18 protein-coding genes are annotated in these 12,905 nt (G+C 72.1%); 2 read left to right on the forward strand and 16 right to left on the reverse strand.

Annotated elements, in window-relative coordinates; genetic code table 11:
* Nucleotides 1–34 precede the first annotated feature (34 nt).
* The 9 genes from trpA to hisI form a co-directional block, all read right to left on the reverse strand.
* Nucleotides 35–853, reverse strand: coding sequence for a tryptophan synthase subunit alpha (gene trpA, locus ACGFZQ_RS17880; RefSeq protein ID WP_393841166.1), 819 nt, complete (start codon nucleotides 851–853; stop codon nucleotides 35–37).
* Complete coding sequence (trpB, locus tag ACGFZQ_RS17885; protein WP_382531658.1) at nucleotides 850–2,133, reverse strand: tryptophan synthase subunit beta; 1,284 nt, start codon at nucleotides 2,131–2,133, stop codon at nucleotides 850–852. Before trpB ends, trpA begins: the two co-directional genes overlap by 4 nt.
* Before the next feature lie 79 nt (nucleotides 2,134–2,212).
* Nucleotides 2,213–2,437 (reverse strand): tryptophan biosynthesis modulator TrpM, encoded by a 225-nt coding sequence (gene trpM / locus ACGFZQ_RS17890; protein WP_393841167.1) that lies wholly within the window; start codon nucleotides 2,435–2,437, stop codon nucleotides 2,213–2,215.
* A 21-nt stretch (nucleotides 2,438–2,458) separates the two neighbouring features.
* On the reverse strand, nucleotides 2,459–3,268 hold the full coding sequence (gene trpC, locus ACGFZQ_RS17895) for an indole-3-glycerol phosphate synthase TrpC (protein WP_393841168.1): 810 nt from the start codon (nucleotides 3,266–3,268) through the stop codon (nucleotides 2,459–2,461).
* Nucleotides 3,269–3,423: 155 nt separating this feature from the next.
* Entirely contained in the window at nucleotides 3,424–3,870 is a 447-nt protein-coding gene (locus ACGFZQ_RS17900; RefSeq protein ID WP_393841169.1) for a DUF2752 domain-containing protein, read from the reverse strand.
* A 76-nt stretch (nucleotides 3,871–3,946) separates the two neighbouring features.
* Nucleotides 3,947–4,207, reverse strand: a complete 261-nt coding sequence (locus ACGFZQ_RS17905) for an HGxxPAAW family protein (protein WP_351695179.1) — start codon at nucleotides 4,205–4,207, stop codon at nucleotides 3,947–3,949.
* Between the two features lie 287 nt (nucleotides 4,208–4,494).
* Nucleotides 4,495–5,136, reverse strand: a complete 642-nt coding sequence (locus ACGFZQ_RS17910) for a TIGR02234 family membrane protein (protein WP_393841170.1) — start codon at nucleotides 5,134–5,136, stop codon at nucleotides 4,495–4,497.
* Between the two features lie 51 nt (nucleotides 5,137–5,187).
* Entirely contained in the window at nucleotides 5,188–6,675 is a 1,488-nt protein-coding gene (locus ACGFZQ_RS17915; RefSeq protein WP_393841171.1) for an anthranilate synthase component I, read from the reverse strand.
* 11 nt (nucleotides 6,676–6,686) lie between these two features.
* The gene (gene hisI / locus ACGFZQ_RS17920) at nucleotides 6,687–7,091 is read right to left on the reverse strand and encodes a phosphoribosyl-AMP cyclohydrolase (protein WP_351732587.1); all 405 of its coding nucleotides are present in this window, start codon (nucleotides 7,089–7,091) and stop codon (nucleotides 6,687–6,689) included.
* A gap of 82 nt (nucleotides 7,092–7,173) precedes the next feature.
* Here hisI and ACGFZQ_RS17925 point away from each other — a divergent pair, with 82 nt between their 5' ends.
* Nucleotides 7,174–7,809, forward strand: coding sequence for a TIGR03085 family metal-binding protein (locus tag ACGFZQ_RS17925; protein ID WP_351732585.1), 636 nt, complete (start codon nucleotides 7,174–7,176; stop codon nucleotides 7,807–7,809).
* A gap of 9 nt (nucleotides 7,810–7,818) precedes the next feature.
* Nucleotides 7,819–8,217: a VOC family protein gene (locus tag ACGFZQ_RS17930; RefSeq protein WP_393841172.1), complete on the forward strand. Its 399-nt coding sequence runs from the start codon at nucleotides 7,819–7,821 to the stop codon at nucleotides 8,215–8,217.
* 17 nt (nucleotides 8,218–8,234) lie between these two features.
* Here the strand turns inward: ACGFZQ_RS17930 and ACGFZQ_RS17935 are convergent, their stop codons facing one another.
* The 7 genes from ACGFZQ_RS17935 to ACGFZQ_RS17965 form a co-directional block, all read right to left on the reverse strand.
* A complete protein-coding gene (locus ACGFZQ_RS17935) occupies nucleotides 8,235–9,485 on the reverse strand; it encodes an MFS transporter (protein ID WP_393841173.1) in 1,251 nt (416 codons plus the stop codon).
* A gap of 12 nt (nucleotides 9,486–9,497) precedes the next feature.
* Nucleotides 9,498–10,088 carry an ArsR/SmtB family transcription factor gene (locus tag ACGFZQ_RS17940; protein ID WP_393841174.1) on the reverse strand — a complete coding sequence of 197 codons (591 nt, stop codon included), beginning with the start codon at nucleotides 10,086–10,088 and terminating at the stop codon, nucleotides 9,498–9,500.
* A gap of 138 nt (nucleotides 10,089–10,226) precedes the next feature.
* Entirely contained in the window at nucleotides 10,227–10,982 is a 756-nt protein-coding gene (hisF, locus tag ACGFZQ_RS17945) for an imidazole glycerol phosphate synthase subunit HisF (protein ID WP_351732574.1), read from the reverse strand.
* The gene (locus ACGFZQ_RS17950; RefSeq protein ID WP_382545735.1) at nucleotides 10,979–11,377 is read right to left on the reverse strand and encodes a RidA family protein; all 399 of its coding nucleotides are present in this window, start codon (nucleotides 11,375–11,377) and stop codon (nucleotides 10,979–10,981) included. The genes hisF and ACGFZQ_RS17950 overlap by 4 nt, the downstream gene beginning before the upstream one ends.
* Nucleotides 11,374–12,099 carry a bifunctional 1-(5-phosphoribosyl)-5-((5-phosphoribosylamino)methylideneamino)imidazole-4-carboxamide isomerase/phosphoribosylanthranilate isomerase PriA gene (gene priA / locus ACGFZQ_RS17955; protein ID WP_351732568.1) on the reverse strand — a complete coding sequence of 242 codons (726 nt, stop codon included), beginning with the start codon at nucleotides 12,097–12,099 and terminating at the stop codon, nucleotides 11,374–11,376. Before priA ends, ACGFZQ_RS17950 begins: the two co-directional genes overlap by 4 nt.
* The gene (gene hisH / locus ACGFZQ_RS17960; RefSeq protein WP_393841175.1) at nucleotides 12,096–12,746 is read right to left on the reverse strand and encodes an imidazole glycerol phosphate synthase subunit HisH; all 651 of its coding nucleotides are present in this window, start codon (nucleotides 12,744–12,746) and stop codon (nucleotides 12,096–12,098) included. Before hisH ends, priA begins: the two co-directional genes overlap by 4 nt.
* Nucleotides 12,737–12,901, reverse strand: coding sequence for a hypothetical protein (locus tag ACGFZQ_RS17965; protein ID WP_351732562.1), 165 nt, complete (start codon nucleotides 12,899–12,901; stop codon nucleotides 12,737–12,739). Before ACGFZQ_RS17965 ends, hisH begins: the two co-directional genes overlap by 10 nt.
* Nucleotides 12,902–12,905 lie beyond the last annotated feature (4 nt).

Below are 12,905 nucleotides of genomic sequence, written 5' to 3' on the forward strand. Positions count from 1 at the left end.
CCGTTCGAGTGACCGGATGTTGCGTGGTGTTCCGTTACGCCTGTCCGCGCACGCCCTTCGCCAGGTCACCGGCGAGTTCCCGGACGGCCGCCACGCCGGCCGCGTCGTCCGGCGCGTCCAGCATCCGCTTCACGAAGGCCGAGCCGACGATCACCCCGTCGGCGAAGCCGGCGACCTCGGCTGCCTGGGCCGCGTTGGAGACGCCGAGGCCGACGCAGACGGGCAGCCCGGATCCGGTGGCCCGGGTGCGTTCCACCAGGTCCTGGGCCTGCGCGCCGACCGATTCACGGGTACCGGTGACACCCATCAGGGAGGCCGCGTAGACGAAGCCGCTGCCGGCCGCCGTGATCTGCGCGAGCCGCTCGTCCTTGCTGCTCGGCGCCACGACGAAGACGGTCGCGAGGCCGTGCTTCTCGGCGTGCTCCCTCCACAGGGCCGACTCCTGGACGGGCAGGTCGGGCAGGATGCAGCCCGCGCCGCCCGCCTCGGCCAGCTCGGCGGTGAAGCGCTCGACGCCGTAGCGGTCGATGGGGTTCCAGTACGTCATGACGAGGATCGGCTTGCCGGTGGCCGCGTAGGCCTCCTTGACCGTGCGCATGACGTCCGCGATCTTGACGCCGCCGCGCAGGGCGATGTCGTCGGCGGTCTGGATGACCGGGCCGTCGAGGACCGGGTCGCTGTGCGGCAGGCCGACCTCGACGACGTCCGCGCCGCCGTCCAGGACGGCCTTGATCGCCTCGATGCCGCCGGCCACGGTCGGGAACCCGGCCGGGAGGTAGGCGATGAGCGCGGACCGGCCCTCGGCCTTGGCACCCGCGAGGGTGTCGGACAGTTGCTGAATGTTCCCGCTCACTTGGCGTCCCCCTCGATCTCGGCGGTGGCGGTGGCGTCGGCGGCGACCTCGGCGTCGGTGTCGTACAGCCCGAAGTAGCGCGCGGCGGTGTCCATGTCCTTGTCGCCGCGGCCGGACAGGTTGACGACGATCAGCCCGTCCTTGCCGAGTTCCCTGCCGACCTCCAGGGCGCCGGCGAGGGCGTGGGCGCTCTCGATGGCCGGGATGATGCCCTCGGTGCGGGAGAGCAGGCGCAGGGCCTGCATGGCCGCGTCGTCGGTGACCGCGCGGTACTCGCCGCGGCCGGAGTCCTTGAGGTAGGAGTGCTCCGGGCCGATGCCGGGGTAGTCCAGACCGGCCGAGATCGAGTACGGCTCGGTGATCTGGCCCTCCTCGTCCTGGAGGACGTAGGACCGGGAGCCGTGCAGGATGCCGGGCTCGCCTGCGGTGAGGGTGGCCGCGTGCTCGCCGGTCTCGATGCCGTGCCCCGCGGGCTCGCAGCCGATGAGGCGGACGCCCGCGTCGGGGATGAAGGCGTGGAAGAGGCCGATGGCGTTGGAGCCGCCGCCGACGCAGGCGATCGCCGCGTCGGGGAGCCGGCCGGCCCGCTCCAGGAGCTGGCGGCGGGCCTCGACGCCGATGACCCGGTGGAAGTCGCGGACCATGGCCGGGAAGGGGTGCGGTCCTGCGACCGTACCGAAGAGGTAGTGGGTGTGGTCGACGTTCGCCACCCAGTCGCGGAACGCCTCGTTGATGGCGTCCTTCAGGGTGCGGCTGCCGGACTTCACGGAGATGACCTCGGCGCCGAGCATGCGCATCCGGGCCACGTTCAGGGCCTGGCGCTGGGTGTCGATCTCGCCCATGTAGATGGTGCAGTCGAGGCCGAACAGCGCGCAGGCGGTGGCCGTCGCCACGCCGTGCTGGCCGGCGCCGGTCTCCGCGATCACCCGGGTCTTGCCCATGCGCCTGGTGAGCAGGGCCTGGCCGAGCACGTTGTTGATCTTGTGGGAGCCGGTGTGGTTGAGGTCCTCGCGCTTGAGGAAGATCCGGGCGCCACCTGCTTCCGCGGCGAACCGGGGGACCTCGGTGAGGGAGCTGGGGCGGCCGGTGTAGTTGACGAGCAGGTCGTCGAGCTCGCGGGCGAACTCGGGGTCGTGCTTGGCCTTGTCGTACTCGACGGCGACCTCGTCCACGGCGGCGACGAGGGCCTCCGGGATGAACTTGCCGCCGAAGGCGCCGAAGTAGCCCTCGGGGGAGGGCACCTGACCTTCTGGGTCAGGGAAGAAGTAGTCGCTGGGCATGCGGAAACCTCACGGTGAGTGCGTGTGAAAAGACACTGTTCGCCGTGGGGGCGGGGATATGTCCGATGGCTGCGAGCCGTCAGTGGTTGCTCGCGCCCGCGCGGCGGTAGCCGCACATCAAGTTCAGCCCCGCGCCCCTGACGGGGCGCTGCCATCGACGTCCGTTCACCTGTCCCGGTTCGTCACCGATGACGTACCGCACCCTGCGGCCGTGGACTCGCCTCGCCGGGGCTCGGCAGCCCCGGGGGCGGCAGCCGCGCGCCAGGCGGGCGTACCGGTCCACGGTCGTCACGGTGAGAGTCATCGGCGTCAGCCTACCGGGTGATCAGGGACGGCCGTGCCGGAGTGCCGGATGTTCGCCCGCCGCCACCAGGTCGGCCACCGCCGACTTGGGGTCGCGGCCGGTCACCAGGGACTCGCCGACCAGGACCGCGTCGGCGCCCGCGTTGGCGTAGGCGATCAGGTCGTGCGGGCCGCGGACCCCGGACTCGGCGATCTTGACGACGGTGTCGGGGATCTCCGGGGCGACCCGCTCGAAGGTGGAGCGGTCGACCTCCAGGGTCTTCAGGTTGCGCGCGTTGACACCGATCACCTTGGCGCCCGCGTCCACCGCGCGCTCGACCTCGTCCTCGTCGTGCACCTCGACGAGCGGGGTGAGGCCGATGGAGACGGCACGCTCGATCAGCGATTCCAGGGCCGGCTGGTCGAGAGCGGCGACGATCAGCAGCGCGAGGTCGGCGCCGTACGCCCGGGCCTCCCACAGCTGGTACGACGTGACGATGAAGTCCTTGCGCAGGACCGGGATGTCCACGCGGGCCCGGACCGCCTCCAGGTCGGCCAGCGAGCCGCCGAAGCGGCGCTGCTCGGTCAGGACCGAGATGACGGCCGCGCCGCCTGCCTCGTAGTCCGCGGCGAGCCCGGCCGGGTCGGCGATCGCGGCCAGCGCGCCCTTGGACGGGCTGGAGCGCTTCACCTCGCAGATGACCTTGACGCCGTCGCCGCGCAGTGCGGCCACGCCGTCCTTGGCCGCGGGCGCCTTCGCCGCGCGCTCCTTGAGCTCGTCGAGGCTGACGCGCGCCTGCCGCTCCGCGAGGTCGGCACGGACTCCGTCGATGATCTCGTCGAGCACACTCACGCGAGCGGTCCCCTTCCGGTTCCGGACGATTCTTCCGAGCGAGTCAAAACCCACGCGGGTCAAAACCCGTGGTCACATCGATGGTATCCGCAGGAGGGCGTCGACCTCGCATCCGGCCGACGGCCGCCCCCTCTACCTGGACGTTCGCCAGTTGATCAAGGATGCAACCAGCCGACGAAGGGCAGGTTCCGGACAACGGTGAAAACCAGCAGCACCGCACCCAGGGTCCACATGGGCACCGGCCTGAGCTCGATCCGGGCGGGCCGGCCGCGTACCGCGCGCGCGACCCAGACGGTCCACACCACGGCGAAGGCCAGATAGGCGGCCACGCCCGCAGCGTTGTCCCGCAGCGCGGCCAGGAAGTCGCCGTGCACGAAGGCGTGCGCGCTGCGCAGGCCGCCGCAGCCGGGGCAGTACAGGCCGGTGAGCCGGTAGAGGGGGCAGACCGGGTAGTGGCCGGGCTGGTTGGGGTCGACCGTGCCGACGTAGGCGAAGGCCCCGACGACGGCGGCCAGCACCCCCGCGGGCACGGCCAGCCGTCCTCGCAGGGAGGGCGGCGCCTGGGCCGCTGCGCGGGAAGTGTCGGCGTTCACGCCTCGCATTGTGCCCCGTACGGTCGGCACACGCGCGCGAGGGGCGGCCCGATGTCTCGGGCCGCCCCTCGGGAAGCGCTGTCGATCAGCTCTCGGCGGTGACCGGCTCGCGGGTGGCGGCAGCCGGGGCGGTGCGCGTCACCAGGGCGGTCTGCTTCGGCATGCCGAGGCCCATGGCCCGCATGATCATGCCGACGACGCCACCGAGGACCACGATCACCATGCCGGCCCAGAAGCCCACCGGCTGGGCCATGACCATGAAGGCGCCCGCGACGCAGAAACCGATGAAGGCGATGGTGACGCCGGTCCAGGCGGCCGGGGTGTGACCGTGGCTGCTGCCCGCCATGACTTGCTCCTCGTAGCTGGTGCGTGTCGTACGTGGCGTCCGTGGCCGCGCTCGTACGGGTCCGTTCCGGACGCTCTTGCTCCATTGTCCCGTACGCCCGGGCGTGCCGGGAGCAGGGGTGGCGTCTGATGCGCCACATCGATTTTCGGCGCCCCGCAGTGAAGCGCCCGTAGGGGCGCGGGGCCGTCTTCGATGTGCGGCTGCCGCCGCGTGGGCGCGACCAGCCACAACGGACGCCGCAGACGACCGACGGCCGATCGACTCATCGCGGCGCCCCGGCGAAGCGCTCACGCTCCCGTAGGGTCCTCGCCCCGGTCCAGGGCCTTCCAGATGTCCTCGGGCCGGTCCGGGTCGACCGGCTTGGGTGCGCGGCGCGGCCGCTCCGCCCCCGTGCCGCGCTCGTAGCGGCCGGACATGGCGGGCCAGAGGCGGCCGTAGCGCAGCGCGAGCAGCCCGGCGACCAGGATGAGCGTGCCGCCGGCCACGGCGACGTACGGCCAGCCGGTGTGGCTGAGCGCGGCGACCGTGGCGGAGGTGTCGCCGCTGGCCTCGGCGGCCTTCTCGTCCAGCGCGGAGCCGTCGGAGACGCCCGCCAGGGCGGCGGCGACGATGCCGGCGCCGGAGAGCGCGAGGAGCCCGGAGACCAGGAAGCGGCCGGCCCGGCGGACGGCGAAGACGGCGACGAGCGCGGCGAGGCCCACTATGGCGAGGGCCGCGGGAACGCCCGTGACGTCGCTGCCCTTGGCGGTCAGCGGGAAGGAGCCGCCGGCCACCGTCGCGGTGCCCTCCGCCCAGCGCTGCCGGCTGGACAGCAGGGCCACGGCCGCGCCGAGCGCACCGAACAACAGCGCGATGGCAAGGCTGCGGCGGCCGGACCCGGCGGGTGCGGCTTCGGAACGGGGGTGAGGAACAGCAGTCACGTACTCCACTATGGCTTGAACCCCGGGCGAACGGTCACCCGGGGTTGGGTGAGAAGCGCCCTACTTGCCCAGTCTGTTGGCCGTGTGCACCGCGCGCAGCACCGCGGCCGCCTTGTTGCGGCACTCCTGGTCCTCCGCGACCGGGTTCGAGTCGGCGACGATGCCCGCGCCCGCCTGGACGTACGCCGTGCCGTCCCGCAGGAGGGCGGTACGGATCGCGATGGCGGTGTCGGAGTCGCCGGCGAAGTCGAGGTAGCCGACGCAGCCGCCGTACAACCCCCTTCTGGACGGCTCCAGTTCGTCGATGATCTGCATCGCCCGGGGCTTGGGGGCGCCGGAGAGGGTGCCGGCCGGGAAGCAGGCGGTGAGCACGTCGAAGGCGGTGCGGCCCTCGGACACCTTTCCGGTGACCGTCGAGACGATGTGCATGACGTGCGAGTACCGCTCGACCGACATGAAGTCGACGACCTCGACGGAGCCCGGTTCGCAGACCCGGCCCAGGTCGTTGCGTCCGAGGTCGACGAGCATCAGGTGCTCGGCGCGCTCCTTGGGGTCGGCCATCAGCTCGTCGGCGAGGTCCTGGTCCTCCCGCGGGGTGGCCCCGCGCGGCCGGGTGCCGGCGATGGGGTGGACCATGGCCCGGCCGTCCTCGACCTTGACCAGGGCCTCCGGGGAGGAGCCGACGACGTCGAAGCCCTCGAAGCGGAGGAGGTACATGTACGGGGACGGGTTGGTGGCCCGCAGGACCCGGTAGACGTCCAGGGCGCTCGCCGTGCACGGGGTCTCGAAGCGCTGCGAGGGGACGACCTGGAAGGCCTCGCCCGCGCGGATGCGCTCCTTGATGTCCTCGACCGCGACCTGGAAGTCGGGACCGCCCCACAGGGCCGTGTACTCGGGGAGTTCGGAGGGGGGCAGGGCGGCCGGGGGCTGGGCGACCGGGCGGGAGAGGTCGGCCTCCATGGCGTCGAGCCGGGCGATCGCGTCGGCGTAGGCCTCGTCGACACCGGTGTCGAGGTCGTTGTGGTTGATCGCGTTGGCGATCAACAGGACCGAGCCCTCCCAGTGGTCCATCACCGCGAGGTCGCTGGTGAGGAGCATGGTCAGCTCGGGCAGCCCCAGGTCGTCCCGCTCCCCCGGGCCGATCTTCTCCAGGCGGCGCACGATGTCGTAGCCCAGATAGCCGACCATGCCGCCGGTGAACGGGGGCAGATCCTCCGCGCGCGGGGTGTGCAGGGCCTCGATGGTGGCGCGCAGGGCGGCCAGCGGGTCGCCTTCGACGGGCACGCCGACCGGCGGGGTGCCGAGCCAGTGGGCCTGGCCGTCCCGGGTGGTGAGAGTGGCCGAGGAGCGGACGCCCACGAAGGAGTAGCGGGACCATTGGTATGCCGTGCGGCCGTTCTCGGCGGACTCCAGCAGGAAGGTGCCGGGGCGCTCGGCGGCGAGCTTGCGGTAGAGCGCGACCGGGGTGTCGCCGTCGGCGAGGAGCTTGCGGGTGACCGGGATGACGCGCCGGTCGGTCGCCAGCTTGCGGAAGGTCTCCAGTTCCATGGCGGCAGACCTTACTGATCGGAGGCCGGGACGCCGGAACCGGCGCCGTCCTTCAGGAGCACGTCGGCGTCGAAGCAGGTGCGGTCGCCGGTGTGGCAGGCGGCGCCCACCTGGTCGACCTTGACCAGCAGGGTGTCGGCGTCGCAGTCGAGGGCGACGGACCTGACCCACTGGAAGTGGCCGGAGGTGTCGCCCTTGACCCAGTACTCCTGGCGGCTGCGCGACCAGTAGGTGCAGCGGCCGGTGGTGAGGGTGCGGTGCAGCGCCTCGTCGTCCATCCAGCCGAGCATCAGTACCTCGCCCGTGTCGTACTGCTGGGCGATGGCGGGGAGGAGACCGTCGGCGCTGCGCTTGAGGCGGACGGCGATCTCCGGGGCGAGGCCGCTGGGCGGGGGCGTACCCGTCGTACTGGTCATGGGTGCCATTGTGCCGCGCGGCACCGACAGTCACGGACCGTGTCCACTGTCCGGACCGTGCGTGGGGCCGTAGGCTGGCCCTATGTCGACCTTCGCCAAGCGTGAACGGCTTCTGCTCGCCGACCTCTTGGAGACCGCCGGTCCCGAGGCGCCGACCCTCTGCGAGGGCTGGGTGACCCGGGATCTGGCCGCGCACGTGGTGGTGCGCGAGCGCCGGCCGGACGCGGCCGGGGGCTCGCTGATCAAGCAGCTCGCGCCACGCCTGGAGAAGGTGACGGCCGAGTTCGCCGCGAAGCCGTACGAGGAGCTGATCCAGCTGATCCGTACCGGCCCGCCGCGGTTCTCGCCGTTCCAGCTGAAGCAGATCGACGAGGCGGCCAACACGGTGGAGTTCTACGTCCACACGGAGGACGTCCGCCGCGCCCAGCCGGACTGGGCGTCGCGCGAGCTGGACCCCGTCTTCCAGGACGCCCTGTGGTCCCGTCTGGAGCGCACCGCCCGGCTGCTGGGCAGGGGGGTGCCGACGGGCCTGGTGCTGCGCCGTCCGGACGGCCAGACGGCCGTCGCGCATCGCGGCGCCCCGGTGGTGACGGTGACCGGCGAACCCTCCGAGCTGCTGATGTTCGCCTTCGGCCGGCAGAACGCGGCGAAGGTCGAGGTGGACGGCGACGAGAACGCGATCGCCAAGCTGCACGAGTCCAAGCAGCTGGGCATCTAGGAGCCACCCATGATCAAGGTCGCGATGACCAGTGTGTACGTCGACGACGTCACGAAGGCCCACGCCTTCTACACGGACATCCTCGGCTTCGAGACCCGCGCCCGTCTCGACCTGGGCGGCGGCACCCTGTTCGTCACGGTCGGCGCGCCCGAGGGCGCCCAGCAGGATCTCCAGCTGCTGCTGGAGCCCGGCCAGGGCCCCATCGCCGAGCCGTACCGCAAGGCGGTGTACGACGCGGGGCTCCCGGCGATCGTCTTCTCGGTGGACGACATCGACGCGGAGTACGAGCGGCTCCGGCTGCTCGGTGTCCGGTTCACGCACGAGCCGCAGGAACAGGGCCCGGTGATCGCGGCCGTCCTCGACGACACGGTCGGCAACCTGATCCAGCTGACCCAGCCGAAGGGCTGAGGCCCCGCTGAGGCACCTCAGCCGGGCAGCTCGGCCCGCCGCAGCCCCGGCACGGCCAGCGCGACGACCCCGCCGAGCCCGCACACGGCTGCGCTGACGACGTACACCGGGCCGGTCCCGAAGGCGCCGATGGCGGCAGCCGCGAAGGGCATGCTCAGCGGGGTCAGCCCCAGGCTGATCAGGCTGGAGACGGCGGTGACCCGGCCGAGGCAGGCGGGGTCGGCCTGGGTCTGCAGCAGCGCGGAGCACATCGCGCCGCTGAGACCGGCGAGCAGACCGACCAGCAAGGCCACACCGACGGCACCGGCGAGGCTCGGCACGAAGGCGAGGGCGCCGATCGCGACCGATCCGGCGAGGATGGTGTACCCGGCGACCAGCCCGGCGCGCGGCAGCCGGCCCCGGACGGTCAGCAGGAGTGAGGCGGCCCCGGCGCCGGCCCCGAACCCGGCGACCACCCAGCCGACCCCGGCGGCACCCCAGCCGCGCCGATCGGCGAGCAGGGTGAGCCCGACGTTGAAGGGGCTGACGAAACCCAGGTCGCCGAGGGCGATGGCCAGCATCAGCGGGGCCAGGACGCGATGGCGGCGGACGTGGGCGAGGCCGGCCCGCAGGTCCTGCCAGGGGGTGGCGGCCGTGCGGTCACCGACCGGGAGTTTCCCGACCCGCAGGGACATCAGCAGGGGCACCGACACGGCGATGAGCAGGCCTGCGAGGCCGAAGGCGGCCGCGGCGCCGCCGAGCGCCACACCGAGGCCGCCGAGCGGGGCGCCGAGGATGTAGGCGACGCGTAGGGCGAGGCCGCGCATCCCCTGGACGCGGGCGAGCTGGTCGCGGGTCGTCACGCGGGCCGGGAGGGCGCCCACGGCGGGCATGAACACGGCGTCGACGGTGCCGAAGACCAGGGCGAGCGCCGTGAGCGGCCACAGGCCGGGGCTGGTCAGGAAGAGCAGCGCGGCCACGGCGACGACTGCCGCGCAGCGCACCGCGTCGCTGGCGATGACGACCCGGCGCGGTCCGAGCCGGTCGGCGATCACCCCGCCGAACAGCATCAGCACGGCCCTGGGCAGGGCGCTGACGGACATCACGATCCCGGCCTGCGCGGGTGAGCCGCCCTGGACGGCGGCCCAGGACAGGGCGATGTAGTAGACGCTGTCGCCGACCATGGAGGAGGTGTAGGCGCCGAGCCAGCGCAGCACGTTGGGGTCGCGGTGGGCGGGCCGGCCGGTGGGGGTGGGGGTGGCCGTCGAGGAGATGACGGTGGCGGTCACGGGGCGGTCCTCTCAGACGCGGAAGGGGAAGCCGTACGTGTGCACCGCGACGTTCTCGCGGCCCGCGGTGTCACCCGCGGCATCGGCGGCCCGGCCCTGCTCCTCGTACTTGCGCAGGACGGCGAGCACCTCCTTGTTGAGTGCGGTGAGTTCCTCCGCCGTCAGGCGCATGCTCGACTCGGAGGACTGGGCCGCGTCGTTCCAGGTCTCGCCCCAGTGGGCACGCTCGTCGAGGAAGCGCCGGTACATGTCGGCACGCTGTTCGAAGAAGAGCCTGCTGGCGGCGGTGAGGGCGCCCGCCTTCTCCGGGGCGTCGCGGAAGTCCTCGTCGCGGATGCTCACGCCGTCGGAGGCGGGCTGCCACCACCGCTCCCTGCCGTCCGCGCTCTGCGGCTCCGCCTCCTCGATGAGACCGTGCTCGGCCAGCTTGCGCAGGTGATAGCTGACCAGCGAGACAGCCTCGTCGACCTGCTCGGCGAGCTGCGACGCGGTGGCGACCCGCGCGAGGTTCAGGGCACGCGCCAGCCTCATCCGCAGCGGATGCGCGAGCGCCTTGAGGGTGCCCAGGTCCGTGATCCTGCGATCCCTCTCCTTGTCTGTCATGTCCACCGACCCTAGATACGAAGGAGAAGTTGCGCAATATATATTGCGCAACTTATCTTTCGTATCTGCGGACGCGTCAAGGCGGCAAAAGGCCCCGGCGCCCATCGAGGGCACCGGGGCCAAGGCTTCAGCGCAGCGTCACCGCACGGGATGTCCCGCCTCGCGCAGCGCCTGCTTCACCTCGCCGATCCGCAGATCGCCGAAGTGGAAGACGGAGGCCGCGAGGACCGCGTCCGCGCCCGCGCCGATCGCCGGGGCGAAGTCGCCCAGCCGGCCCGCGCCGCCGGAGGCGATCACCGGGATGGTGACGTGCTTGCGGACGGCCGCGATCATCTCCAGGTCGTAGCCGTCCTTGGTGCCGTCCGCGTCCATCGAGTTGAGCAGGATCTCCCCCGCGCCCAGCTCGGCGGCCCGGTGCGCCCACTCGACCGCGTCGATGCCGGTGCCGCGGCGGCCGCCGTGGGTGGTGACCTCGAAGGTGCCTTCGGGGGTGCGGCGGGCGTCCACCGACAGGACCAGGACCTGGCGGCCGAAGCGTTCCGCGATCTCCCGGATCAGGTCCGGGCGGGCGATCGCGGCCGTGTTGACGCCCACCTTGTCGGCGCCCGCCCGCAGCAGCTTGTCGACGTCCTCGGCCGTGCGCACCCCGCCGCCGACGGTCAGCGGGATGAAGACCTGCTCGGCGGTGCGGCGCACCACGTCGTAGGTGGTCTCGCGGTCGCCGGAGGACGCGGTGATGTCCAGGAAGGTCAGCTCGTCGGCGCCCTCCGTGTCGTACACCTTGGCCATCTCGACCGGGTCGCCCGCGTCCCGCAGGTTCTGGAAGTTGACGCCCTTGACGACCCGGCCGTTGTCCACGTCCAGGCAGGGGATGACTCGGACCGCCAGGGTCATGCCGTGGCCTCCCCTCGGTACGCCTCCACCTCGACCTCGACGACCAGGCTGGGGTCCACGAAGCCGGAGACGATGATCATGGACGCGGCCGGCCGGACGGAGTCGAACAGCTCCTTGTGGGCGCGTCCGACATCGTCCACGTCCCGGGCGTGGGTGACGTACATACGTGTCCGCACCACATCGTCACGGCCGAGGCCCAGCCGCCCCAGCGCCGCGAACGCGACGTTGAAGGAGTTGACCGTCTGCTCGTAGGGGCCGCCCCCGGCGATCTCGCCGTCCACTATGGAGGTGCAGCCGGAGACCAGCACCAGGCCGTTGGGCAGTTCCACCGCGCGGGAGTACCCGAAGGCGTCCTCCCAGGGCGCGCCCGTCGTGACACGTCGCAGCTCGCTCACGGGGACACTGCCTCCAGTGCTTCTTCCAAGGTGAACGCCTTGGCGTAGAGGGCCTTTCCGACGATGGCGCCCTCGACACCGAGGGGTACCAGCTCGGCCAGCGCACGGAGGTCGTCCAGCGACGACACGCCGCCGGAGGCCACGACCGGCCGGTCCGTCGCCGCGCAGACGTTCTTCAGGAGCTCCAGGTTCGGGCCCTGGAGGGTGCCGTCCTTGGCGATGTCGGTGACGACGTAGCGTGCGCAGCCCTCCTGGTCGAGGCGGGCCAGCGTCTCGTAGAGGTCGCCGCCGTCACGGGTCCAGCCGCGGCCGCGCAGGGTCGTGCCCTTGACGTCCAGGCCCACCGCGATCTGGTCGCCGTGCTCGGCGATGACCTTGGCGACCCACTCCGGGCTCTCCAGGGCGGCCGTGCCGAGGTTCACCCGGCGGCAGCCGGTGGCCAGGGCGGCCGCCAGCGAGGCGTCGTCCCGGATCCCGCCGGACAGCTCCACCTTGATGTCCATCGCGCCGGCGACCTCGGCGATCAGCTCGCGGTTGTCGCCGGTGCCGAACGCGGCGTCCAGGTCGACCAGGTGCAGCCACTCGGCGCCCGACCGCTGCCAGGCGAGGGCGGCCTCCAGGGGGGAGCCGTAGGAGGTCTCGGTTCCCGACTCGCCGTGCACGAGGCGGACGGCCTGGCCGTCGCGGACGTCGACGGCGGGGAGGAGTTCGAGCTTGCTCACAGTGTTCCGATCCAGTTGGTGAGGAGCTGGGCGCCGGCGTCGCCGGACTTCTCGGGGTGGAACTGGGTGGCCCACAGGGCGCCGTTCTCCACGGCGGCCACGAACGGCTTGCCGTGCGTCGACCAGGTCACGAGCGGGGCCCGCAGCGCGGCGTTGTGCGTCTCCAGCGACCAGTCCTGGACGGCGTAGGAGTGCACGAAGTAGAAGCGGGCGTCGGCGTCCAGACCCGAGAACAGCTCGGAGCCGGCCGGTACGTCCACGGTGTTCCAGCCCATGTGGGGCACGATCTCGGCCCGCAGCGGCTCGACCGAGCCGGGCCACTCGTCGAGACCCTCGGTCTCCACGCCGTGCTCGATGCCGCGCGCGAACAGGATCTGCATGCCGACGCAGATGCCCATCACCGGCCGTCCGCCGGACAGCCGCCGGTCGATGATCCAGTCCCCGCGGGCCCCGCGCAGGCCCTCCATGCAGGCGGCGAAGGCGCCGACACCCGGCACCAGCAGGCCGTCCGCGTTCATCGCCCTGTCGAAGTCACGGGTTATCTCGACGTCGGCCCCGGCACGGGCCAGCGCCCGCTCGGCGGAGCGGACGTTCCCGAAGCCGTAGTCGAAGACGACGACCTTTTTGGCGGATCCGCTCAATTCCACACCTCCAGCCTCACGACGCCCGCCACCAGGCACATCGCGGCGCCGATCGAGAGCAGCACGATCAGGCTGGTGGGCATCTTCTGCTTGACGAAGGAGATGATTCCGCCGACCAGGAAGAGGCCGACAACGATCAGTATGGTGGACAGCCCGGTCATGGCT

Origin of the sequence: Streptomyces sp. NPDC048254 (genome assembly GCF_043201895.1) — a bacterium.
Taxonomy (GTDB): Bacteria; Actinomycetota; Actinomycetes; order Streptomycetales; family Streptomycetaceae; genus Streptomyces.